The organism is Streptomyces sp. NPDC091289 (assembly GCF_044757365.1).
In the GTDB taxonomy this organism is placed as follows: domain Bacteria; phylum Actinomycetota; class Actinomycetes; order Streptomycetales; family Streptomycetaceae; genus Streptomyces.
The window spans coordinates 110,799-134,751 of the sequence record NZ_JBIVUT010000014.1; the positions used below are offsets into that span (position 1 = coordinate 110,799).

The window sequence follows — 23,953 nt, forward strand, 5'->3', positions numbered from 1 at the left end:
GACATGCCTGAGCAGGCAGGGGAGGGGAGGAGAGGGGGGAAAGCGAGCGGGGGCATGCGGAGACATGCGAAGGCATGGAGGTATTGCAGTGATTTACAGCGAGATGCTGAGAAATGCGGCTCTCGTCGGAGAAGGTCCCCCGAAGGTGCTCGCGGGGCAATTTGTATCAAGCGCTCCCGGCCCCCCGAAAGCTGCCCCGATGTGATCTGGATCACTTATGCGTTTATGCAGGGAAACCCCGGGTACTAGCGCATGTTTATGCAGGTCAGGGTGGCGCGAACGCATGGGCGCGGACACCGCGTTCCCGCCGGGCGGATCGGGCAGACTGGCCGCATCTCACACGGTCCGGATCCTGCCGGGATCCGCCGCACGACCCCGGGAGCGCACGGTGAGCACAGACACTCCGGGCATCGACCCGCTGCTGGCGCTGCGCGCCCCCCGCGACCCCGCCTGCGACGTCTTCCTGACCGGCCCGGTCTTCCTCGACATCATCTTCACCGGCCTGGACAGCGCCCCCGTGCGCGGCACCGAGTCCTGGGCCCGGGGGATGGGCTCCAGCCCCGGCGGCGTCGCCAACATGGCCACCGCCCTCGCCCGGCTCGGCCTGCGCACCTCGCTCGCCGCCGCCTTCGGTGACGATCACTACGGGGAGTACTGCTGGGACGCCCTCGAACAGGGCGAGGGAATCGATTTGTCGATGTCGCACACCGTCCCCGGCTGGCACTCGCCGGTCACGGTCTCGATGGCGTACGAGGGCGAGCGCACGATGGTCTCCCACGGCCACGAGGCCCCGGCCCCTACTGGACCCGCCGGAAGCCCGGCGTCCGGCGGGAGCCCGGCGTCCGGCGGGAGCCCGGCGTCCGGCGGGAGCCCGGCGTCCGGCGGGAGCCCGGCGTCCGGCGGGAGTACCGCCGCCGGAACCCCTGCCACTGCCCCCGCCCCCGCCCCGGCCTTCCCGCACTGCCCGCCGCGCGCCCGTGCCGCCATCGCCTCGCTCGCCCCGGGCCGGGCCGAGCCCTGGGTGGCCACCGCCGCCCGGAACGGCGCGCTGATCTTCGCCGACGTCGGCTGGGACGAGACCGGCCGCTGGGACCTGGACGCCCTGCCCGACCTGGCGCACTGCGAGGCGTTCCTGCCCAACGCCGAGGAGGCGATGCGCTACACCCGCACCGACTGCCCGCGCGCCGCCGCCCACGCGCTCGCCGAACGCGTCCCGCTCGCCGTGGTCACCCTGGGCGCCGAGGGCGCGTACGCCGTGGACGGCCGCACCGGCGTCGCCGCGGCGGTCCCCGCCATCGAGGTGGAGGCCCTCGACCCCACCGGCGCCGGGGACGTCTTCGTCGCCGGCTTCGTGACCGGCACCCTCGCCGACTGGCCGCTCGCCGACCGGCTCGCCTTCGCCGGGCTCACCGCCGCCCTCTCGGTCCAGGAGTTCGGCGGCTCGCTCTCCGCCCCCGGCTGGGCCGAGGTCGCCGCCTGGTGGCAGCGGATCCGCACCTGCGCGGACCAGGACCCCGCCGCCCTGGAGCGCTACTCCTTCCTGGACGACCTCCTGCCCACCACGGCCCGCGCCTGGCCGCTGCGGCGCGCGGTGCCCACGATCGGCTTCCGCCAGTGACCGGGCGTCGGCCGGGCCGTACACCGTGGCGGCCCGGGTCGTACACACGGCCGGTAAAAGCACTCTGCGTTGTCACCGCCAGGTCGTAGGCTTGGTAATCCAGAGGTTGTCGAGCAGCGAGAACCCTGCAACGGGAGGTATGCGCAGGCCCGAGGGCCGGCCCATGACTCAGACACCCACACAGCCGCAGGCGCGTGCCCAGATCAGGATCCCGGCCGCACACCCCATGGTGATGCTCCTGGGATCGGGTGACTCGCTGTTGCGCGTGATCGAAGAGGCTTTCCCGGCGGCCGACATCCATGTCCGGGGCAACGAGATCAGTGCCACGGGCGAGGCCGCCGACGTCGCTCTCATCCAACGCCTGTTCGACGAGATGATGCTCGTGCTCCGCACCGGAGCGCCGATGACGGAGGACGCAGTGGAACGGTCGATCGCCATGCTCAGGGCGGCCGGCAACGGCGGGGGAGACCCTCAGGGCGAGACGCCCGCCGAGGTGCTCACACAGAACATCCTCTCCAACCGCGGCCGCACCATCCGCCCCAAGACGCTCAATCAGAAGCGGTACGTCGACGCGATCGACCAGCACACGATCGTCTTCGGAATCGGCCCGGCGGGCACGGGCAAGACCTACCTCGCCATGGCCAAGGCCGTCCAGGCCCTGCAGTCCAAGCAGGTCAGCCGGATCATCCTGACCCGGCCCGCGGTCGAGGCGGGCGAGCGGCTCGGCTTCCTGCCGGGCACCCTGTTCGACAAGATCGACCCGTATCTGCGCCCGCTCTACGACGCCCTGCACGACATGCTCGACCCCGATTCGATCCCGCGGCTGATGGCGGCGGGCACGATCGAGGTCGCGCCGCTGGCGTACATGCGTGGCAGGGCCCAGCCCGTTTTTACCAACGTGCTGACCCCCGACGGCTGGCGACCCATCGGCAGTCTTGAGGTGGGTGACCTGGTCATCGGCTCCAACGGCGAGCCGACTCCCGTCCTCGGCGTCTACCCGCAGGGCGAGAAGGACATCTATCGCGTCAGTGCCCAGGACGGCTCATGGACACTGTGTTGCGGTGAGCACCTGTGGACGGTCAGGACTGCCTCCGATCGCCGCCGGGACAAGCCGTGGCGGGTCCTGGAGACCAAGGAGATGATCGGCAATCTCCGGGCGGCGCACGCGCGCCGCTACGAGCTGCCGATGCTGACCGCGCCGGTCAGCTTCCCGGAGCGCGAGGTCCCGATGGACCCGTACGCACTGGGCCTGCTGCTGGGCGACGGCTGCCTCACCGGCTCCACCACACCGTCGTTCGCCACCGAGGATCAGGAGCTTGCCGAGGCCCTGGAGGGAGCACTCACGGGCGTCACCCTTCGGCACAGGGGCGGGCCGGACTACGTGCTGAACCGCACCAAGGCGCCGGGCGATGTGGTGACGCTGGAGAACCCGGTCACCGCGATCCTGCGACAGCTGGATCTCCTCGGGTCCCGGTCCCACTCGAAGTTCGTTCCCGACGACTATCTGCACAACTCCGCCGAGGTTCGCCTCGGAGTGCTCCAGGGCCTCCTGGATGCCGATGGCGGTCCTGTCACGCAGTCGGACCGCACCTGCCGCGTTCAGTACTCGACCTCTTCGATCGTCCTGCGCGACGACGTGATCGCGCTGGTGCAGTCGCTCGGAGGCGTGGCGTACACCCGCCGTCGGCCCGCGGAAGGACGGGCCCCGGGCCTCGCCAAGGGCAGGCCGGTCCACCACCGGTACGACGCCCACGTCGTCGACATCCGCCTCCCCGAGGGCATCGAGCCCTTCCGTCTCACCCGCAAGGCCGAGAAGTACCACGCGGCCGGCGGCGGCGGACGTCCGATGCGGTTCATCGACAGCATCGAGCCGGCGGGCCGGGAAGAGGCGGTCTGCATCCAGGTGGCGGCGGAGGACTCGCTGTATGTCACCCAGGACTATCTGCTGACGCACAACACGCTCAACGACGCGTTCATCATCCTCGACGAGGCGCAGAACACCAGCGCCGAGCAGATGAAGATGTTCCTCACCCGCCTCGGCTTCGACTCCAAGATCGTCATCACCGGTGACGTCACCCAGGTCGACCTGCCGAGCGGAACCAAGAGCGGGCTGCGGCAGGTCCAGGACATCCTGGAGGGCCTGGACGACGTGCACTTCTCGCGCCTCACCTCCCAGGATGTCGTCCGGCACAAGCTCGTCGGCCGTATCGTCGACGCGTACGAGAAGTACGACAGCCGAAACGGTCAGCAGGACGGTCAGGCGGAAGGCCGTGCAGACGGCCGACGCGACCGCCGTAAAGGGAAGTAGTCGCAGCGCACCATGTCGATCGACGTCAACAACGAGTCCGGAACCGAGGTCGACGAGCAGGCGATCCTCGACATCGCCCGCTACGCACTGGCCCGGATGCGGATCCACCCGCTGTCCGAGCTCTCGGTGATCGTCGTGGACACCGACGCCATGGAGCAGCTGCACATCCAGTGGATGGACCTTCCCGGTCCGACCGATGTCATGTCCTTCCCGATGGACGAGCTGCGTCCGCCGGCCAAGGACGACGAGGAGCCCCCGCAGGGGCTCCTCGGTGACATCGTGCTCTGCCCGGAGGTCGCGAAGAAGCAGGGCGAAGAGGCCCCGACGCAGCACTCCATGGACGAGGAGCTCCAGCTCCTGACCGTCCACGGAGTGCTGCACCTGCTGGGGTACGACCACGAGGAGCCGGACGAGAAGGCCGAGATGTTCGGTCTCCAGGCCGCCATCGTGGACGGCTGGCGCGGGGAGCACGGGCTCACCGGCGCGTCCCCCGCTCCCACCGTCTCGTGAGCGCGCCCCTGATCGTCGGCGCGGTCCTGCTGGTCGTCGTCGGCTGGCTGGCCGCCTGCGCGGAGGCCGGCATCGCCCGCACCTCCAGTTTCCGGGCGGACGAAGCCGTACGCTCCGGGCGGCGCGGCAGCGCGAAGCTGGCGCAGATCGCGGCCGACCCGACCCGTTATCTCAATGTCGCCCTGCTGGTGCGGGTCGCCTGCGAGATGTCGGCCGGGGTCCTGGTCACCTACGCCTGCCTCCAGGAGCTTCCCGAGACCTGGGAGGCGCTGGCCGTCGCGATGGGCGTGATGGTCCTCGTCAGTTACGTCGCCATCGGCGTCTCCCCGCGCACCATCGGCCGCCAGCACCCGCTGAACACGGCCACGGCATCGGCGTACGTCCTGCTGCCGCTGGCCAGGATCATGGGGCCGATCCCGCAGCTGCTGATCCTCGTCGGCAACGCGCTGACCCCGGGCAAGGGGTTCCGCAAGGGCCCGTTCGCCAGCGAGGCCGAGCTGCGCGCCATGGTCGACCTCGCCGAGGCGGAGTCGCTCATCGAGGACGACGAGCGCCGCATGGTGCACTCCGTCTTCGAGCTGGGCGACACCCTGGTCCGCGAGGTCATGGTGCCGCGCACCGACCTCGTCTCCATCGAGCGCTACAAGACGATCCGCCAGGCCCTCACCCTCGCCCTGCGCTCCGGCTTCTCCCGGATCCCGGTCACCGGCGAGAACGAGGACGACGTCGTCGGGATCGTCTATCTGAAGGACCTGGTCCGCAAGACGCACATCAACCGCGAGTCCGAGGCCGACCCGGTCTCCACCGCGATGCGCCCGGCCGCGTTCGTCCCCGACACGAAGAACGCCGGGGACCTGCTGCGCGAGATGCAGCAGGACCGCAGCCATGTCGCGGTCGTCATCGACGAGTACGGCGGCACCGCGGGCATCGTCACCATCGAGGACATCCTGGAGGAGATCGTCGGCGAGATCACCGACGAGTACGACCGGGAGCTGCCGCCCGTCCAGGAGCTGGAGCACGGCTGCTACCGGGTCACCGCCCGGCTCGACATCGGGGACCTCGGCGACCTCTTCGGCCTCGACGAGTACGACGACGAGGACGTGGAGACCGTCGGCGGCCTGCTCGCCAAGGCGCTCGGCCGCGTCCCGATCGCCGGCGCGTCGGCGATGGTCGAGCTGCCCGACGGCCGCAGGCTCCGGCTCACCGCCGAATCCCCGGCCGGCCGCCGGAACAAGATCGTCACCGTGCTGGTGGAGCCGGAGCACAAGCAGACCGAGGAGAAGGAAGCGGAATGACACCGGAGCGGCTGCGGGCCTTCTGCCTGGAGTTCAACGCGAGCGTGGAGGAGTTCCCGTTCGGTCCCGAGACCTCCGTCTTCAAGGTGCGCGGCAAGATGTTCGCGCTCACCGCGCTGGACGGGCGGCCGCTCACGATCAACCTCAAGTGCGATCCCGACGAGGCGATCCGGCTGCGCGAGACGCACCCCGCGATCGTGCCCGGCTGGCACATGAACAAGCGGCACTGGAACACGGTGACCGTCTCCGGCGTCCCGGACCGGCTGCTGCGCGAGATGGTCGAGGACTCCTACGACCTGGTGGTCGCCGGACTCCCGAAGGCGGAACGGCTGCGCCTGGACCGGCCGTAGGGACGCATACGCGAACGGGCCCGCTCCTCCCCCGTGGGGAGCGGGCCCGTCCTCGTACCGGCAGGAAGGTCAGCCGCGGCGCAGCCCCGTCGCCACCGCCGCGCCCGCCGCCAGCAGGATCGCCGCGGTGACCGCCACCACCGTCCGTACGCCGTCGAAGAGGCTGTCCTGCGTCGTGGCCAGCACCCCCAGCAGCGGGATGCCGACCGTGAGGCCCACCTGCTGGGTCGTGGTGACCAGACCGGTCGCCAGGCCCTGCTGCTCGTTCGGGATGCCGGACGTCACGGTCAGCCCGTACGCGATGATCGCGCCCAGATGGCACATGCTCGCCAGCGACACCGCCGCCGTGGCCAGCCACACGCCCGACTCCGTGCCCAGGCCCAGCAGCGCGCCGATGAACAGGCCCTGGCCGAGCAGCGACAGCGCCAGGGTCCGGCGGGCGCCGATCCGGCCGATCACCTTCGGCGCGTACATCCCGGCCACCACCGACAGCCCGCCCTGCACGCCGAAGACCAGCCCGGTGGCGAACGGCGAGAGGTCCAGGACCTCCTGGAGGTACAGGGTCAGGACGAAGACGACCGTGCTCATCATCGAGAAGGTCATCAGACCGCCGAGGTTGCCGAACGCCACCGTCCGCCGCCGCAGCATCGGCAGCGACACCAGCGGGGCCGCCGAGCGGGACTCCACCACGACGAACGCCGCCAGCAGGACGATGCCGAGGACCAGCGTGACCAGCACGTCCGCGCCGCCGAAGCCGCGCTCCGCCGCCGTCGACAGCGCGTAGATCAGCGCCAGCAGACCGCCGGTGACGCTCACCGCGCCCGGTACGTCCAGCCGGGGCCGGTCCTTCGTACGCGACTCCTCCAGGACCTTCGGGGCCACCGCCAGCACCACGAGCGAGGCCAGCGCCAGCAGGCCCATCGTGGAGCGCCAGCCCAGCGTGTCGGTCAGCACCCCGCCCGCGACCATGCCCACCGTGAAACCGAGCGACAGCAGCGTCCCGCTGATCCCGAGCGCCCGGTCGCGCAGTGGACCTTCCGGGAACGTGGTGGTCAGCAGGGACATCCCGGTCGGCACGATGACCGCCGCCCCCAGCCCCTGGAGCGCCCGCCCGGCGAGGAAGGAGGCCGGGTCCCAGGCCAGCGTCGCCAGCAGGGAGGAGGCGCCGAAGACGGTGAGCCCGGTGAGGAACAGCCTGCGCCGCCCGTACAGATCGGCGATCCTCCCGAAGAGCAGCAGGAAGCCCCCCGACGGCAGCGCGAACGCGGTGATCGCCCACTGGAGGCCCGTGGTGCTCAGCCCCAGGTCCCGGCCGAGCACCGGCAGCGCCACGTTCAGCACGGAGAAGTCGAGGGCCACCATGAACTGGGCGGCGCACAGCACGAAGAGGACCAGCCGGGCCCGGCCCGACAGCCTGGGCGGGGCGGAAGCCGGGAGCGTGGGGGCCGACGGGGAAACAGGGGAAGCAGAGGTGGGTGGGGTTTCTATCGCCATGCGTCCCACCCTGCGGCGGCCGGAATAACCGTGGGGAGCGGGAACTTATCCTGTTGCCCGCACCACCAGGCAGGCGCACACACGGACACAGGGGGAGTACGTGGCCACACCGGCCCGGCAGGCGACGGACGACACGAAGGCACACCGACTCGCCGAACTGCGCGAGTTCCTGATGAGCCGCCGGGCCCGCGTCACCCCGGCCGAGGCGGGCCTGCCGGAGGGCGGTGCCCGCCGCCGTACCCCGGGCCTGCGCCGTGAGGAGGTCGCGGTCCTCGCCGGGGTCGGCGTCTCCTGGTACCAGTGGCTGGAGCAGGGCCGCGACATCACCGTCTCGCCGCAGGTGCTGGACTCCGTCGCCCGTGTCCTGCGGCTCAGGAGCGCCGAGCGCCGCCATCTGTACGTGCTGGCCGGGCTGAACCCGCCACCGGCCGAGGTCGATCCGGCCGACGTCGACATGTGCGAGGGGCTGACCCGGCTCATCGACGCCTGGATGCCCTACCCGGCCCACATCATGGACCGCTACTGGAACATCGTCCTGTACAACGACGCGGCCGCCGCGGTGCTCGGCATGCGCCCGGGCATCCGGCAGAACTGTCTGGTCGCCTTCTTCACCGACCCGGTCTACCGCGCGCGGACGGGGGAGGGCTGGGCGGCGCTCGCCCCGCAGGTGGTGGCCCAGTTCCGGGCGTCCTGCTCGGAGTGCCCGGACGACGACGGCTTCCGGGCCGTCGTGGAGGAGGCGAGGGCGGCCAGCGCTCTCTTCGCCGAACTGTGGGAGCGGCGCGACATCGCCCCCGCCGGGCAGAGCCGCAAGGAGGTCGAGCACCCGCTCGTCGGCCGCCTCTCCCTGGAGGCCACCCAGTTGCGGGTGCCCGCCCGGCCGGACCTGGCGATCGTGCTGCACACCCCGCTGCCCGACACCGACTGCGAGGCCAGGCTCCAGTGGCTCACCTCGCCCGAGGGGCGGCGCGGGTCGATGTATCCGGTGCCGGGGTGAGCGGTCCCGTACGGCTGGGCGCTTCCGGTGCCGGGGTGACCTGCGCGGGCCCGCCGCCCGCTTCGTATGCTCGTGCCATGACCGACACCACCGACACCACCGGCCTCGACGCCGAGGACCGCAAGATCGTCACTCTGGCGCGCAGCGCCCGCGCCCGCAACGGTGTGCCCGAGGGCGCGGCCGTACGCGACGAGACCGGGCGCACGTATGTCGCCGGCACGGTGGCGCTGGAGTCGCTGAAGCTCAGCGCCCTGCAGACTGCCGTCGCCATGGCGGTGGCCAGCGGCGCCACCTCGCTGGAGGCGGCGGCGGTCGTCTCCGCCGCCGAGGTCCCCTCCGACGACGACCGGGCCGCCGTGCGGGACCTGGGCGGACCGGACACCCCGGTGCTGCTCGCGGGTCCGGACGGCACGCTGCGGGTCCGCGTCACGGCGGGCTGATCCCGCAGAGCCCGGGGCGGGCGCCCGACCAGGAGCGCCGATCCTGCCATCATCTGATGGGCCATCAGTCGCCGCGATTCGTCTGCATTGACTTCTTTTTCGCCCGGGTCATCAATGGCCCCCTGCCGGTACGGAAGAGCCGCCGTGCCGCTTTCCGCAGGAGGGCACCGAATTCATGCGACCGACCATGCGAAGATCCACCGACCCGCGGCGCCGCCTGGCCGCCGCCCTGGGCATCACCGCGCTCGTCGTCACCGGGGGAGGGCTGCTCGGCAGTCCGGCGCAGGCCGCCGCGACGGCCTCCGTCGCGGTGGACTTCCCCACCCACTGCATCCCGCCGCCCATCGCGGGCATCCCGCCCATCGACGGCACCACGACCGCGCGGATCACCGTCGACAACGCGACCCCGCAGGTCGGCGACACCGTCGCCGTGACCTACACCGTGGTCGAGCCCGCCGCCAGCAACCCCGTCGACCTGGCGCTGCCCGCCGACATCATGACGCCGACCGGGAAGGTCACCCTGGGCGGCGCGCAGAGCGGTGACGTCACCGTCGCCGGGCCGCAGAAGAACGACCCGGTCCCCGGCAAGGGCACCTTCCCGTCGTTCTCCATGACGGGCACGTTCACCGTCACCGCGCCCGGTGAGATCACCCTGTCGCCCGGCGACTACAACATCCACACCAGCTACATCATGGAGCTGGACACCCCCTGCACGGTGACGGACCCGCCCGCCCCCGTGTCCGAGACCGTCGTCGCCACCGACGGCGGCGGCCAGGTCAACGAGCGCGCCATCCAGCTCTCCGCGGCCTCCGGGCAGCCGGGCGACGAGGTCACCGTCACCGGCACGAAGTTCACCCCGGGCGCGGGCATCACCGTGGCGGGCCGCGACGGCGGCGCGCAGACCGGCGACACCGCATCGGCCACCGCCGACGGATCCGGGGCCTTCACCGCCCGGCTCACCGTCAGCGACCCGGACACCACCGGCATCGTCGCCTACGAGGGCGGCGCCTGGGACGCCGAGAAGGGCGCGGGCCCCCAGGCGTACACCGTCACCGGGGGCGGCGAGCTCCCCGACGGCAGCCAGGAGCTCACCACGACCGTCCGGGCGGGCACCCTGTCCATGACCCAGGCCGGCGACAGCGTCCAGCTGTCGGGGGTCGACTTCGGCCGGGGCGGGGCCTCCACCGGTGAGCTGCGCACGGTGACCGTCGAGGACTTCCGCGGCGGCCCCGCGGGCTGGTCCCTGACCGGCAAGGTCACCGACTTCAAGGGCCCGGGCGGGGCGCGGATCAGCGCCGACGCCCTCGGCTGGACCCCGTCCTGCGCCACGAAGCCCGGCAGTCCGAGCACCTGCGCGGCGGGCAGCGCCGGAACGGTCGGCGGCGCCGGGGCCACCCTGGCGTCCACGCCCGACGGGGCGGCCACCGGAGGGGAGTTCAGCGTGGACGCGGGTCTCTCCCTGGATGTGCCGGCCTTCACCGGGGCCGGTTCCTACGCGGGAGTGCTGACCCTCACCCTCACGTGAGGCCGGTCTTCCACGAGGCCCGCTCGCACCGCCCGGGAGCACGGGCCGCCCTCATCTGAGGCCCGCTCCTGATCCACCGTGGGCCGGGCGCGCACCCGGCCGGCCCACTCCACCCGGACACGTCCTGGGGGTCCCGCACCGTGCGCAAGCTCTCCGTACTCCTCCTGACGGGGGCCCTCCTGCTGTTCCTCGGCGCGCCCGCCGCCCACCCGGCCGACAACGGCAGCTGGTCCGTCCAGCCCGCGTCCGGCCCGTCCGGCGAACGCCCCTCCCTCTACCTCTCCGCCGCCCCCGGCACCACGCTCACCGACAAGATCACCGTCACCAACAAGACCGCGAAGCCGCTGACCCTGCGGCTGTACGCGGCCGACGCCTACAACACCCCGCGCGACGGCGGCTTCGCGGTCCGCGACCGGAACGAGAAGCAGCGCTCCATCGGCGCCTGGGCCCGCACCGACCGGGACACCGTCACCGTGGGCCCCAAGGCCTCGGTCACCGTGCCCCTGACCGTCACCGTCCCGGAGAACGCCGAGCCGGGCGACCACCCCGGCGCCCTGATCGCCCTGGACGAACGCGTCGAGGCCACCCGGCGCGGCGCCCTGGCCGTCGGGGTCCGCAGGGCCGTCGGCGCCCGGATCCACCTCCGTGTGAACGGGCCCACCGTGCCCGCGCTCTCCGTCGAGGACATCCGGATCGAGCAGGACCGTCCGCTGGTCCCGGGCACCGGCAGGAGCCGCGCCGTCATCTCGTACACCCTGCACAACCGGGGCAACGTCACCCTCGCCCCCGCCGTCGCCCTGCGCGCCGAGGGCCTCTTCGGCCGGACCCTGCTGGAGCGCGGCCTGACGAAGCTGCCCGCCGAGCTGCTGCCCCGCCAGCAGGTCCGGCTGACCGAGACCTGGGACGGCGCACCGCAGCTGGACCGGGCCGAGGTCGAACTCACCGCCACCGCGAAGGGCACCCGGGAGTCGGCGGCCGTGACGTTCCTGGCCGTGCCGTGGCTCGTGGCCGGGCTGCTCGCCGTGCTCGTCGCGGCCGGAACGGCCCTGTGGGCACGGGCCCGCCGACGCCGTACGCGTACGGCCTGAGGCGCCCGTGAGGCACCTCGCCGGGCCCGCTGTGCGGCGGCGCCGCCGCGATCGGGGAGAATGGTCGCCATGAGCGCTCGCCCGAACCAAGAATCCGCTGACCCGCAAGCGGAGACCACCTCCCCCCACCGGGCAGGCTTCGCCTGCTTCGTGGGCCGCCCCAACGCCGGCAAGTCCACCCTCACGAACGCTCTCGTCGGTCAGAAGGTGGCGATCACCTCCAACCGCCCCCAGACCACCCGGCACACGGTGCGCGGCATCGTGCACCGTGCCGACGCGCAGCTGATCCTGGTCGACACCCCCGGCCTCCACAAGCCGCGCACGCTGCTGGGCGAGCGGCTCAACGACGTCGTGCGGACGACCTGGGCGGAGGTCGACGTCATCGGCTTCTGCCTGCCCGCCGACCAGAAGCTCGGCCCCGGCGACAAGTACATCGTCAAGGAGCTCGCGGGGATCAAGAAGACCCCCAAGATCGCCATCATCACCAAGACCGACCTGGTCGAGTCCAAGGCGCTGGCCGAACAGCTCCTCGCCGTCTCCGCGCTCGCCGACGAGCTCGGCTTCGAGTGGGCCGAGATCATTCCGGTCTCGGCGGTCAAGGACCAGCAGGTGAGCCTGCTCGCCGACCTCATCGCCCCGCTGCTCCCCGAGAGCCCGCCGCTCTACCCGGAGGGCGACCTCACCGACGAGCCGGAGATGGTCATGGTCGCGGAGCTGATCCGCGAGGCCGCGCTGGAGGGCGTACGCGACGAGCTGCCGCACTCCATCGCGGTCGTCGTCGAGGAGATGCTGCCGCGCACCGACCGCCCGGCGGACAAGCCGCTGCTGGACATCCACGCCAACGTCTACATCGAGCGGCCCAGCCAGAAGGGCATCATCATCGGCCCGAAGGGCCAGCGGCTGAAGGACGTCGGCACCAAGTCCCGCAAGCACATCGAGGCGCTGCTCGGCACGCCGGTCTTCCTGGACCTGCATGTGAAGGTCGCCAAGGACTGGCAGCGCGATCCCAAGCAGCTGCGGAAGCTCGGGTTCTAGCACTTCACGGACCCGCTGCTGATCTCACGCGCCCTCCTCGAGGACGCGTGAGATCAGCGTGCGCTGTGCCCCGGTCAGATCGGGGTCAGCGCAGTACACGGTGCGGCCGTCGACCGTGATCTCGTAGCGGAAGCCGTCCGGCACCCCGGTCGGCGAGGTGTCCCGCGCCGCGCCGAGCGCCTCCTCGGCGAGGGACCGCCACTCCGCGGTGTCCGCCCGGCCCTCGGTGTCGATCGCACGGCGGCGGGCGATGCCGGCGAAGCCGCCGGTCCGGCTGACCTGAATACGCATGGGTCCTGTCTATCCGGGGCCGTACGCGCACTCAACCCCACCTGTCTCGTCCCCACCTGTCCCGACCTCACCGACCCCGGCTTCTCGCGGGCCGGGTCACGTCCGGGTCGGAACGCCCACCTCCGACCACGCCTTGAGAACCGCCTCCCGCTCGTCGCGCTCGCCGAAGCGGTCGCCCGCCGCCGCGACCGTCAGCCGGGCGAACTCCGCGAAGTCCGCGTTCGCCGTCAGCTCGCCGCCGGTCAGCACGTCGAACCAGATCTGCCCGGCGCGCTCCCAGGAGTTGCCGCCCAGCGCGGTGGCCAGGAGGTAGAACGCGCGGTTGGGGATGCCGGAGTTGAGGTGGACCCCGCCGTTGTCCTCCTCCGTCTCGATGTAGTCGTCCATGGAACCCGGCTGCGGGTCCTTGCCGAGGACGTCGTCGTCGTACGCCGTGCCCGGGGCCTTCATCGAGCGCAGCGCGTCCCCGCTGACCCGGGGCGCCAGCAGCCCGGCCCCGATCAGCCAGTCGGCCTGCTCCGCGCTCTGGCCCAGCGAGTACTGCTTGACCAGGGAGCCGATGACGTCGGACACGGACTCGTTGAGCGCGCCGGACTGGCCCTCGTAGCGGAGGTTGGCGGTGTACTGCGTCAGGCCGTGGGCCAGCTCGTGGGCGATCACGTCGACCGCGACGGTGAAGTCGAGGAAGATCTCGCCGTCGCCGTCCCCGAAGACCATCTGCTCGCCGTCGAAGAACGCGTTGTTGTACTCCTGGCCGTAGTGCACGGAGCCGGTCAGCGGCAGGCCCTTGCCGTCGATCGAGCTGCGCCCGTACGCCGAGAGGAGCAGCTCGAAGGTGGCGCCGAGGCCGGCGTACGCGCGGTTGACGCTGGCGTCCGATGTGGGCTTCTCGCCCTCGTCGCGGACCTGGCGGCCGGGCAGGGTGGTGCCGTTCTCGCAGTCGTACAGGGTGCGGTGGGGCTTGGTGGGGACCGCGCCCGCGGTCGGTGCGGCCGGGGCGGCGGCGAGCGCCGTCAGCCGGCGGCGGTTGCGGCGCAGCCCGTCGGCCTCCAGGGTGCGGCGGGCCGGATCCGCGAGCCGGGCGTCGGCCGACCGGGACAGGTGATCGAGGACGTGGGGCGGAACGATGGTGCAGAAGACGGGGTGGAGCTCGCCGTCGGTTCGAAGGTGCATACAACGACTGTGGCACTCCGTCACCGTGCTGTCACTGGTTGCGACGATGATTGACGAAATGGAGTGATGAGTCACTGTTTACCCCTCATCGATGCCCGGTCCCGCATACTGATACGGACCGACACCACGGGCCACACTCGGTTACGCTCGTCGCATCATGCGTTTCGGGCTGCTTCTCCTTAGCTGCCGCGGCGAGGGCCTGTAGTCGTAGGCCGACCCCCTCCCCGCGGAGTCTGGTGCTGCAGCGACACAGTCGGCCGACCCCCGCTGGACCGAGGAGCCCTACGCCATGACCACCGTGAATCCTGCCGGTAACACCGTGAACCCTTCCGGTAATTCTGTCGGCCGCCCCACCCCGATCACCAACGCGACGCAGCTGCAGAAGCCGTCCGGGATGCCGGTCCACAAGTACGCCGGCTACGAGGCCGTCGACATCGCCGACCGCACCTGGCCCGACAACCGGATCACCGTGGCGCCCCGCTGGCTGTCCACCGATCTGCGCGACGGCAACCAGGCCCTGATCGACCCGATGTCCCCGGCCCGCAAGCGCGAGATGTTCGACCTGCTGGTGAAGATGGGCTACAAGGAGATCGAGGTCGGCTTCCCCTCCTCCGGCGAGACCGACTTCAACTTCGTCCGCTCCATCATCGAAGAGGGCGCGATCCCCGAGGACGTGACGATCTCCGTCCTGACGCAGGCCCGCGAGGAGCTGATCGAGCGCACCGTGGAGTCGCTGGTCGGCGCGCACCGGGCCACCGTCCACCTGTACAACGCCACCGCCCCCACCTTCCGCCGCGTCGTCTTCCGCGGCTCGCGCGAGGAGGTCAAGCAGATCGCGGTGGACGGCACCCGGCTGGTCATGGAGTACGCCGAGAAGATCCTGGGCCCGGAGACGACCTTCGGCTACCAGTACAGCCCGGAGATCTTCACCGACACCGAGCTGGACTTCGCCCTGGAGGTCTGCGAGGCCGTCTGCGACGTGTGGCAGCCGGAGGAGGGCCGCGAGATCATCCTCAACCTGCCCGCCACCGTGGAGCGTTCGACGCCCTCCACCCACGCGGACCGCTTCGAGTGGATGTCCCGCAACCTGTCCCGCCGCGAGTTCGTCTGCCTGTCGGTCCACCCGCACAACGACCGGGGCACCGCCGTCGCCGCCGCCGAGCTGGCCATCATGGCCGGCGCCGACCGTATCGAGGGCTGCCTGTTCGGCCAGGGCGAGCGCACCGGCAACGTCGACCTGGTCACCCTGGGCATGAACCTCTTCTCCCAGGGCGTCGACCCGCAGATCGACTTCTCGCAGATCGACGAGATCCGCCGCACCAGCGAGTACTGCAACCAGATGGAGATCCACCCGCGCCACCCCTACGCGGGCGATCTGGTCTACACCGCCTTCTCCGGCTCCCACCAGGACGCCATCAAGAAGGGCTTCGACGCGATGGAGAAGGACGCGGCGGCCCAGGGGAAGACGGTCGACGACATCGAGTGGGCCGTGCCGTACCTGCCGATCGACCCGAAGGACGTCGGCCGCTCCTACGAGGCCGTCATCCGCGTCAACTCGCAGTCCGGCAAGGGCGGTATCGCGTACGTCCTGAAGAACGACCACAAGCTGGACCTGCCGCGCCGGATGCAGATCGAGTTCTCCCGGATCATTCAGGCCAAGACCGACGCCGAGGGCGGCGAGGTCACCCCGACGCAGATCTGGACCACCTTCCAGGACGAGTACCTGCCCAACCCGGACAACGCCTGGGGCCGCGTACAGCTGCGCTCCGGCCAGACCACCTCCGACACCGACGGCACCGACACCCTGACCGTCGAGGCGGTCGTGGACGGCGCCGACACCGTCCTGACCGGCTCCGGCAACGGCCCGATCTCCGCGTTCTTCGAAGCGCTGCAGGCCATCGGCATCGACGCCCGGCTGCTGGACTACACCGAGCACACGATGAGCGAGGGCGCCTCCGCCCAGGCCGCCTCGTACATCGAGTGCGCGATCGACGGCAAGGTCCTGTGGGGCATCGGCATCGACGCCAACACCACCCGCGCCTCGCTCAAGGCGGTCGTCTCCGCGGTCAACCGCGCGGCCCGCTGACCCGCCCGGGGCCGCCCGGACCCACGCGCCCGCCTCTTCGTACGGACGTCCGGTTCGACCCCGTACGACAGCATTGACGGACCCCGACCGCCCGCTCCGGGTGGTCGGGGTTCGGCCATATCCGAGGGTTGTGACGTCCCAGAGGCTGACGCCACATCACGCATGTGGCTAACATCACGTCCAACACACGGCAATGTTGCCGGAGCGTTACGGAGGTGTGCGACGTGCGGTCAGCCAAAGGACAACGCGCTCTGAGGCCGGTCCTCTGCGGCGTACGCACCATCTGGGACGCCGTCGGCGACGGCGCCTTCTTCTGCCCCGGCTGCGGGGGAGACCGCAACTACCGCCGGCTCACCGGCCGCCGCCGCCTCACCGTCCTCGGCGTCCCCCTGGTCCGCCGGGGCGAGACCGAGCCGGTCGTCGAGTGCGCCGCCTGCCTCGCCCACTACGCCCCTGAGGCCCTGGACCACCCCACCACCACCCGGTTCTCCTCGATGCTCCGCGAGGCCGTCCACACCGTCACCCTGGCCGTCCTCGCCGCCGGGGGCACCACCTCCCGCACGGTCCTGGAGGCCGCCGTCGCCACCGTGCGCGACGCCGGGCTCGACGACTGCACCCAGGAGCAGCTGTTCACCGTCGTCGAGGTGCTGGCCGCCGACACCGGACAGGGCTCCGGCACCGACCCGGCCGCCGAGGCCTGCGGCCCGACCCTCGCCATCGAGCTGCACGAGGTGCTGGCCCCGCTCGCCCCGCACCTGGCCACCGCCGGCCGCGAGTCCGTCCTCCTCCAGGGCGCCCGCATCGCCCTCGCGGACGGCCCCTACTGCGCCGCCGAGCGCCAGGTGCTGACCACCGTCGGCAGCGCCCTCCAGCTCCCCGCCGACGACACCGCCCGGCTGCTGGCGGCGGCCGCCCGTACGCCCTCGTAGCCCTCGTAGCCCGGTAAAGAAGCCCACCGGCCCCCCGCCGTCGGCCCTGGGTGGGCGACAATGGGCCCATGAGCTTGTTCCGGGACGACGGCATCGTGCTGCGTACGCAGAAACTGGGCGAGGCCGACCGGATCATCACGATCCTGACCCGCGGCCACGGCCGGGTGCGCGCCGTCGCCCGCGGGGTGCGCCGCACCAAGTCCAAGTTCGGCGCCCGCCTGGAGCCCTTCTCCCACGTCGACGTGCAGTTCTTCGCACGCGGCAGCGAGCTGGTCGGCCGCGGGCTGCCGCTCTGCACCCAGAGCGAGACCATCGCGCCGTACGGCGGCGGGATCGTCGCCGACTACGCCCGCTACACCGCGGGCACCGCGATGCTGGAGACCGCCGAGCGGTTCACCGACCACGAGGGCGAACCGGCCGTCCAGCAGTATCTGCTCCTCGTCGGCGGCCTGCGCACCCTCGCCCGGGGCGAGCACGCCCCCCATCTGATCCTGGACGCGTTCCTGCTGCGCTCGCTCGCGGTCAACGGGTACGCGCCCAGCTTCGAGGACTGCGCCAAGTGCGGAATGCCCGGTCCGAACCGGTTCTTCTCCGTCGCGGCGGGGGGCGTCATATGCGGTGACTGCCGGGTCCCCGGCAGCGTCGTACCCTCGGCACAGGCCCTGGCCCTGCTGAGCGCACTGCTCAGCGGCGACTGGGCGACGGCGGACGCGTGCGAGGCGCGTCATGTCAGGGAGGGGAGCGGGCTGGTGTCCGCCTATCTGCACTGGCATCTGGAGCGTGGACTGCGCTCACTGCGGTACGTGGAGAAATGACGTGGTGCGTCGGGCAGACGACGCGGTGCGTGGAGAAGTGACACAGGGAGACTGAGAAGCTCATGGCAGTACGCGGGATCCTCGGCGGCCGTAACCGGCGCACGTACAAGACCCCCGAGCCGCACCCCACGGGCGCGACGCCTCCGAAGATCCCCGGCGAGCTGGTGCCCCAGCACGTCGCCGTCGTGATGGACGGCAACGGCCGCTGGGCCAAGGAGCGGGGTCTGCCCCGCACCGAGGGCCACAAGGTCGGTGAGGGCGTCGTCATGGACGTGCTCAAGGGCTGTATCGAGATGGGCGTGAAGAACCTCTCGCTGTACGCCTTCTCGACCGAGAACTGGAAGCGCTCGCCGGACGAGGTGAAGTTCCTGATGAACTTCAACCGCGACGTGATCCGCCGCCGCCGCGACGAGATGGACGAGCTCGGCATCCGTATCCGCTGGGTGGGCCGCATGCCCAAGCTGTGGAAGTCCGTCGTCCAGGAGCTCCAGGTCGCCCAGGAGCAGACCAAGGACAACGACAAGCTGACGCTGTACTTCTGCGTCAACTACGGCGGCCGCGCCGAGATCGCGGACGCCGCGCAGCGCATCGCCCAGGACGTGGCGGCCGGGAAGCTCGACCCGTCCAAGGTGAACGAGAAGACCTTCGCGAAGTACACGTACTACCCGGACATGCCGGATGTGGACCTCTTCGTGCGCCCCAGCGGCGAGCAGCGCACCTCGAACTATCTGATCTGGCAGAGCGCGTACGCCGAGATGGTCTTCCAGGACGTTCTCTGGCCGGATTTCGACCGTCGGGACCTGTGGCGGGCCTGCCTGGAGTACGCCCAGCGCGACCGCCGCTTCGGCGCGGCGGAGGCAGTCGAGAAGTGACGTAAAAAGGTTGAAAAGTGACGTGAAAGAGGCGGGCCCGGGGCGTTGTACACGCCCCGGACCCGCCTCTTCTCGTTCGTTCTCCGGCGTTCGTTCCGTTCGTTACGCCTTGCTTGCGGCGCACTCCGCGCAGGTGCCGAAGACCTCGACGGTGTGCGCGACGTTCACATAGCCGTGCTGGGCGGCGATCATCTCGGCCCACTGCTCGACGGCCGGCCCCTCGACCTCCACCGCTTTGCCGCAGAGCCGGCAGACCAGGTGGTGGTGATGATCACCGGTCGAGCACCGCCGGTAGACGGCCTCGCCCTCGGTGGTGCGCAGGACGTCGACCTCACCCGCGTCGGCGAGGGACTGCAGGGTCCGGTAGACCGTGGTCAGGCCCACGGAGTCGCCGCGGTGTTTGAGGACGTCGTGCAGCTCCTGGGCGCTGCGGAACTCATCGACCTCGTCGAGCGCCGCCGCCACCGCCGCCCGCTGCCGGGTGGACCGGCCGCGTACCGGCGCTGCGTTCGTGCCACTGATCGGCGCCGTGGCCACAGGTGCCTCCTCGTGTCGCCCGTACATGTGTCGGGCCATTGTGCCAGCCCGGCCGGGTGCCGCCGGCGAACACGTACGGTGCGACGTCGTCACACGCACGGACGGGACAGCCGTGACGGCCGTCACACCCGTCATGCGCTCACACCCGTCATACGCGTACGTCGTCCCGGTCCCGGCGGGCTGCCGGTACTTCCAGGGTGCACTCGGCCCCCTTCACCTCGCTCGCCCGCGCCCGGCGTCGCGCGAGCGGAGCGGCGAGCGCGGTCAGCGCGACGAACACCGCGATGGCCAGCAGCACGATCGTCGCGCCGGGCGGAACGTCCTGGTAGTACGAGGTCACGGTGCCGGTCAGGGTCACGGCCGTGCCGATCACCACGGCCAGCACGAAGGTGACCTTGAAGGACTTGGTGATCTGCTGCGCGGCCGCCACCGGCACCACCATCAGCGCGCTGACCAGCAGCAGGCCGACGACCCGCATCGCGACCGTCACGGTCACGGCGGCGGTCACCGCGATCAGCAGGTTCAGCACCCGCACCGGCAGCCCGGACACCCGGGCGAACTCCTCGTCCTGGCTGACCGCGAACAGCTGCCGTCGCAGCCCCACCGTGACCAGCACCACGAAGGCCGCCAGCACACAGATGGCGATGACGTCCGACTCGGAGACCGTGGCCAGCGAGCCGAAGAGGTACGAGGTCAGGTTGGCGTTGGAGCCGGTGTCGGAGAGGTTGATCAGCATGACGCCGCCCGCCATGCCGCCGTAGAACAGCATCGCCAGGGCGAGGTCGCCGCGCGTGTGTCCGTACCAGCGGATCAGCTCCATCACGACCGCACCGGCCACCGCGACGGCCGTGGCCATCCAGACCGGGCTGGTGGAGAGCAGGAAGCCGAGGCCGACGCCGGTCATCGCGATGTGCCCGATGCCGTCGCCCATCAGGGCCTGCCGCCGCTGCACCAGGTAGATGCCGATGGCGGGCGCGGTGATGCCGACCAGCACGGCCGCGATGAGCGCCCGCTGCATGAAGGGAGGGTTGAGGAATTCGAAGAGCATCAGGTCAGCAGTCCCGTCCGGACGGGCTCGGCGGCCGCGTGGGGGTGTACGTGGTCGTGGCCGGGCAGGGCGTGCTGGCCGAGCGCCTCGGGCGGCGGCCCGTCGTGCGTCACACAGCCGTCGCGCAGGACGACGGCCCGGTCGATCAGGGGCTCCAGCGGGCCCAGCTCGTGCAGCACGAGCAGGACGGAGGTGCCCAGCGCCACCTGCTCGCGCAGGGTCGAGGCGAGGATCTCCTGGCTGGCCAGGTCCACCCCGGCCATCGGCTCGTCCATGATCAGCAGCTCCGGCTCGGCGGCCAGGGCGCGGGCGATCAGGACCCGCTGGTGCTGGCCGCCCGACAGCGCGCTCACGGAGTCCTTGGCGCGGTCGGCCAGGCCCACCAGGGCTATGGCCCGGTCCACGGCCGCCCGGTCCGCCCTCCCGGGCCACCGCAGCCCCGTACGGGACAGCCGGCCGGAGGCGACGACCTCGCGGATCGTGGCGGGCACGCCGCCGGCGGCCGTGGTGCGCTGCGGGACGTAGCCGATGCGGCCCCAGCGGCGGAAGCGGCGCAGCTCGGTGCCGAACAGCTCGACGGTGCCGCCGGTCAGCGGGACCTGCCCGATGACGGACCGTACGGCGGTGGATTTGCCGGAACCGTTGGCGCCGAGCAGCGCGACGACCTCGCCGCGGTGCACGGTCAGGTCCACGCCGCGCAGCACGGGGCGCGCGCCGAGGGTGGCCGTGGCGCCGCGCAGGGCGATGACGGGCTCGTGGCCGACGCGGTCGACGGCCAGGGCCTCGCGGGTGGTGCTCTCACGCTCCGGCACGAGCGCCTCCGATCCAGGGGTGGTGCGGGTCCACAGGGTGCTGCGGGTCACTTCGCGCCGAGTGCCTTCTGCAGCGCGGCGAGGTTGGACTCCATGACCTCGATGTAGTCAGCGCCCTGGGACTTCTTCGTGATTCCCTCCAGCGGGTCCAGAACGCCGGTCTTCAGTCCGGTGTCCTTCGCGAGGGTCTTCGCGGTCCTGTCGCTGGCGAGCGTCTCGAAGAAGACGGTGGTGGCCTTCTCCTTCTCCGCGATGGTGTGGATCTCCTGGATCCGGGCGGGGCTCGGCTCGGCCTCGGGGTCGATGCCCGCGATGCCCTGCTGGGTGAGCCCGTAGCGCTCGGCGAGGTAGCCGAAGGCGGAGTGGGTGGTGATGAAGGTCTTGGTGGCGGTGTTCTTCAGCCCGGTCTCGTACGCCGTGTTCAACTCGCCCAGCTCGGCGACGAGGGCCGCGGTGTTCTTCTTGTAGTCGGCGGCGTGGTCGGGGTCGGCCTTCTCCAGGGACGTGCCGACACCCTTGGCGACCTCGGCGTACTTCACCGGGTCCAGCCAGATGTGCGGGTCGGCGCCGCCTTCCTCGCCGTGGTTGTGACCGTCGCCCTCTTCGTGGGCTTCTTCCTCGTGGGCGTCTTCTTCGTGCCCGTGCTCGTCGCCGTGCTCTTCTTCGCCTTCATGGTCATGACCGTGATCGTGGCCGCTGACCTCGGAACCGTGGTTCTCCAGCGTGGTGAGGGTCGCGGCGTCGACGGTGTTCTTCACACCGGACTGCTTGATCGCGTCGTCCACGGCGGGCTGGATGCCCTTGAGGTACAGCACGTAGTCGGACTCGCTGATGGAGCCGATCTGGCGGGGGGTGAGCTCCAGGTCGTGCGGCTCGACCCCCGGCTTGGTGAGGCTGGTGACGGCGACGTGCTCGCCGCCGATCCTCTCGGCCAGGAACTGCATCGGGTAGAACGACGCCGTCACCTTCAGCTTGCCGCCGTTGCTCCCGTCCGCGGCGTCGGAGGTGGAGCAGGCCGAGAGAGCGGTCAGACCGAGGACGACTGCTCCGGCGACGGCGGTGGTGGGTATCAAGCGACGTACGTTCATGACAGTCATTTTCAACAAAAGTGGAAACGATTGTCAACAAGGCTGATGAGATGCCCGGAAGATCACGAGGTGGCGGCGCACGGCCCCCTCCGGGGCCTTACCGATTTGATCCAGGGGGTGCACGCGCCGGTAACCTGAGTCATTCGCCGTTCGTCGCCGTCGTAATGAAGAGAGCACCGTGGCCGCCGACAAGATCGACACCATCGTCAGCCTGAGCAAGCGCCGTGGCTTCGTCTACCCCTGCAGTGAGATCTACGGTGGCCAGAAGGCCGCCTGGGACTACGGGCCGCTGGGCGTCGAGATGAAGGAGAACCTGAAGCGTCAGTGGTGGCGCTACATGGTCACCGGGCGCGAGGACGTGGTCGGTCTCGACTCGTCGGTCATCCTGGCCCCGGACGTCTGGGTCGCCTCGGGCCACGTCGCCACCTTCTCGGACCCGCTCACCGAGTGCACCTCCTGTCACAAGCGCTACCGCGCCGACCACCTGGAGGAGGCGTACGAGGAGAAGCACGGCAAGCCGCCGGTCAACGGCCTCGCCGACCTCAACTGCCCCAACTGCGGCAACAAGGGCACGTTCACCGAGCCCAAGCAGTTCTCGGGTCTGCTCTCCACCCACCTCGGCCCGACCCAGGACTCCGGCTCGGTCGCCTACCTGCGCCCCGAGACCGCCCAGGGCATCTTCACCAACTTCGGCCAGGTGCTCCAGACCTCGCGCAAGAAGCCGCCGTTCGGCATCGCGCAGATGGGCAAGTCCTTCCGGAACGAGATCACTCCGGGCAACTTCATCTTCCGGACCCGTGAGTTCGAGCAGATGGAGATGGAGTTCTTCGTCAAGCCGGGCGAGGACGAGGAGTGGCAGCAGTACTGGATGGACCAGCGCTGGAACTGGTACACGGACCTCGGCATGCGCGAGGAGAACATGCGCTGGTTCGAGCACCCGAAGGAGAAGCTCTCCCACTACTCCAAGCGCACCGCCGACATCGAGTACCGCTTCCGCTTCGGCGGCAGCGAGTGGGGCGAGCTGGAGGGCGTGGCCAACCGCACCGACTACGACCTCAAGGCGCACTCCGAGGCCTCGGGCACCGACCTCCAGTACTACGACCAGGAGGCCAACGAGCGCTGGACGCCGTACGTCATCGAGCCCGCGGCCGGTGTGGGCCGCGCGATGCTGGCGTTCCTGCTCGACGCCTACGTCGAGGACGAGGCGCCCAACGCCAAGGGCGTCATGGAGAAGCGCACCGTGATGCGCCTGGACCCGCGCTTGGCCCCGGTCAAGGTCGCGGTCCTGCCGCTGTCCCGGAACCCGCAGCTCTCGCCGAAGGCCAAGGGCCTGGCGAGCGACCTGCGCAAGAACTGGAACATCGAGTTCGACGACGCCGGCGCCATCGGCCGCCGCTACCGCCGTCAGGACGAGATCGGCACCCCGTTCTGCGTCACCGTCGACTTCGACACCCTCGACGACAACGCGGTGACCGTGCGCGAGCGCGACACCATGAAGCAGGAGCGCGTCTCCCTGGACCAGATCCAGGCGTACCTCGGCGCCCGTCTGCTCGGCTGCTGACACCCGCACCTGTGCGTGAGGCCCCCGGTTCCGGGTACGGAACCGGGGGCTTCGTCGTACAGTCCACCGGAGCCCCCGCCA

General features: G+C 70.8%; 22 protein-coding genes. 15 read left to right on the forward strand and 7 right to left on the reverse strand.

What is annotated here, in order from left to right; genetic code table 11:
- Positions 1-388 precede the first annotated feature (388 nt).
- From ACIQPT_RS20100 to ACIQPT_RS20120, 5 genes are all read left to right on the forward strand, one after another.
- A complete protein-coding gene (locus ACIQPT_RS20100; RefSeq protein ID WP_401157231.1) occupies positions 389-1,618 on the forward strand; it encodes a carbohydrate kinase family protein in 1,230 nt (409 codons plus the stop codon).
- Between the two features lie 163 nt (positions 1,619-1,781).
- A complete protein-coding gene (locus ACIQPT_RS20105) occupies positions 1,782-3,926 on the forward strand; it encodes a PhoH family protein (RefSeq protein ID WP_401157232.1) in 2,145 nt (714 codons plus the stop codon).
- 12 nt (positions 3,927-3,938) lie between these two features.
- Complete coding sequence (gene ybeY / locus ACIQPT_RS20110) at positions 3,939-4,436, forward strand: rRNA maturation RNase YbeY (RefSeq protein ID WP_003969265.1); 498 nt, start codon at positions 3,939-3,941, stop codon at positions 4,434-4,436.
- Positions 4,433-5,731, forward strand: coding sequence for a hemolysin family protein (locus tag ACIQPT_RS20115; RefSeq protein WP_401157233.1), 1,299 nt, complete (start codon positions 4,433-4,435; stop codon positions 5,729-5,731). The genes ybeY and ACIQPT_RS20115 overlap by 4 nt, the downstream gene beginning before the upstream one ends.
- Positions 5,728-6,081: an MmcQ/YjbR family DNA-binding protein gene (locus ACIQPT_RS20120; protein WP_401157234.1), complete on the forward strand. Its 354-nt coding sequence runs from the start codon at positions 5,728-5,730 to the stop codon at positions 6,079-6,081. The genes ACIQPT_RS20115 and ACIQPT_RS20120 overlap by 4 nt, the downstream gene beginning before the upstream one ends.
- Before the next feature lie 69 nt (positions 6,082-6,150).
- Here ACIQPT_RS20120 and ACIQPT_RS20125 read toward each other — a convergent pair whose 3' ends face one another.
- Entirely contained in the window at positions 6,151-7,575 is a 1,425-nt protein-coding gene (locus ACIQPT_RS20125; RefSeq protein WP_401157235.1) for an MFS transporter, read from the reverse strand.
- Between the two features lie 100 nt (positions 7,576-7,675).
- Between ACIQPT_RS20125 and ACIQPT_RS20130 the strand changes: the two genes are divergently transcribed.
- The 5 genes from ACIQPT_RS20130 to era all read left to right on the forward strand — a co-directional run bounded on the left by ACIQPT_RS20130 (position 7,676) and on the right by era (position 12,660).
- The gene (locus ACIQPT_RS20130) at positions 7,676-8,572 is read left to right on the forward strand and encodes a helix-turn-helix transcriptional regulator (protein ID WP_401157236.1); all 897 of its coding nucleotides are present in this window, start codon (positions 7,676-7,678) and stop codon (positions 8,570-8,572) included.
- A gap of 77 nt (positions 8,573-8,649) precedes the next feature.
- A complete protein-coding gene (locus tag ACIQPT_RS20135; RefSeq protein WP_401157237.1) occupies positions 8,650-9,012 on the forward strand; it encodes a cytidine deaminase in 363 nt (120 codons plus the stop codon).
- A 175-nt stretch (positions 9,013-9,187) separates the two neighbouring features.
- The gene (locus ACIQPT_RS20140) at positions 9,188-10,537 is read left to right on the forward strand and encodes a beta-xylosidase (RefSeq protein ID WP_401157238.1); all 1,350 of its coding nucleotides are present in this window, start codon (positions 9,188-9,190) and stop codon (positions 10,535-10,537) included.
- 140 nt (positions 10,538-10,677) lie between these two features.
- Positions 10,678-11,625, forward strand: a complete 948-nt coding sequence (locus tag ACIQPT_RS20145) for a WxL protein peptidoglycan domain-containing protein (protein ID WP_401157239.1) — start codon at positions 10,678-10,680, stop codon at positions 11,623-11,625.
- 60 nt (positions 11,626-11,685) lie between these two features.
- Positions 11,686-12,660 carry a GTPase Era gene (gene era, locus ACIQPT_RS20150; RefSeq protein ID WP_401157240.1) on the forward strand — a complete coding sequence of 325 codons (975 nt, stop codon included), beginning with the start codon at positions 11,686-11,688 and terminating at the stop codon, positions 12,658-12,660.
- Between the two features lie 24 nt (positions 12,661-12,684).
- On the opposite strand, the gene ACIQPT_RS20155 is transcribed toward era, so the two are convergent.
- On the reverse strand, positions 12,685-12,951 hold the full coding sequence (locus tag ACIQPT_RS20155) for a protealysin inhibitor emfourin (RefSeq protein WP_401157241.1): 267 nt from the start codon (positions 12,949-12,951) through the stop codon (positions 12,685-12,687).
- Positions 12,952-13,047: 96 nt separating this feature from the next.
- A complete protein-coding gene (locus ACIQPT_RS20160) occupies positions 13,048-14,124 on the reverse strand; it encodes a M4 family metallopeptidase (protein WP_401157242.1) in 1,077 nt (358 codons plus the stop codon).
- 289 nt (positions 14,125-14,413) lie between these two features.
- Here ACIQPT_RS20160 and leuA point away from each other — a divergent pair, with 289 nt between their 5' ends.
- From leuA to ACIQPT_RS20180, 4 genes are all read left to right on the forward strand, one after another.
- Positions 14,414-16,210 carry a 2-isopropylmalate synthase gene (gene leuA, locus ACIQPT_RS20165; protein WP_401157243.1) on the forward strand — a complete coding sequence of 599 codons (1,797 nt, stop codon included), beginning with the start codon at positions 14,414-14,416 and terminating at the stop codon, positions 16,208-16,210.
- Between the two features lie 224 nt (positions 16,211-16,434).
- Positions 16,435-17,139 (forward strand): TerB family tellurite resistance protein, encoded by a 705-nt coding sequence (locus tag ACIQPT_RS20170; RefSeq protein WP_401157244.1) that lies wholly within the window; start codon positions 16,435-16,437, stop codon positions 17,137-17,139.
- A 68-nt stretch (positions 17,140-17,207) separates the two neighbouring features.
- A complete protein-coding gene (gene recO, locus ACIQPT_RS20175) occupies positions 17,208-17,954 on the forward strand; it encodes a DNA repair protein RecO (RefSeq protein WP_026237355.1) in 747 nt (248 codons plus the stop codon).
- A 62-nt stretch (positions 17,955-18,016) separates the two neighbouring features.
- Positions 18,017-18,826: an isoprenyl transferase gene (locus tag ACIQPT_RS20180; protein WP_401157245.1), complete on the forward strand. Its 810-nt coding sequence runs from the start codon at positions 18,017-18,019 to the stop codon at positions 18,824-18,826.
- Positions 18,827-18,928: 102 nt separating this feature from the next.
- Here ACIQPT_RS20180 and ACIQPT_RS20185 read toward each other — a convergent pair whose 3' ends face one another.
- The 4 genes from ACIQPT_RS20185 to ACIQPT_RS20200 form a co-directional block, all read right to left on the reverse strand.
- Complete coding sequence (locus ACIQPT_RS20185; RefSeq protein ID WP_352241429.1) at positions 18,929-19,363, reverse strand: transcriptional repressor; 435 nt, start codon at positions 19,361-19,363, stop codon at positions 18,929-18,931.
- 148 nt (positions 19,364-19,511) lie between these two features.
- Positions 19,512-20,411, reverse strand: a complete 900-nt coding sequence (locus ACIQPT_RS20190) for a metal ABC transporter permease (protein ID WP_401157246.1) — start codon at positions 20,409-20,411, stop codon at positions 19,512-19,514.
- Positions 20,411-21,223, reverse strand: a complete 813-nt coding sequence (locus ACIQPT_RS20195; RefSeq protein WP_401157346.1) for a metal ABC transporter ATP-binding protein — start codon at positions 21,221-21,223, stop codon at positions 20,411-20,413. Before ACIQPT_RS20195 ends, ACIQPT_RS20190 begins: the two co-directional genes overlap by 1 nt.
- A 47-nt stretch (positions 21,224-21,270) precedes the next feature.
- A complete protein-coding gene (locus ACIQPT_RS20200; protein WP_401157247.1) occupies positions 21,271-22,311 on the reverse strand; it encodes a metal ABC transporter substrate-binding protein in 1,041 nt (346 codons plus the stop codon).
- 178 nt (positions 22,312-22,489) lie between these two features.
- Here ACIQPT_RS20200 and ACIQPT_RS20205 point away from each other — a divergent pair, with 178 nt between their 5' ends.
- Positions 22,490-23,872: a glycine--tRNA ligase gene (locus ACIQPT_RS20205; RefSeq protein WP_401157248.1), complete on the forward strand. Its 1,383-nt coding sequence runs from the start codon at positions 22,490-22,492 to the stop codon at positions 23,870-23,872.
- Positions 23,873-23,953: the final 81 nt, after the last annotated feature.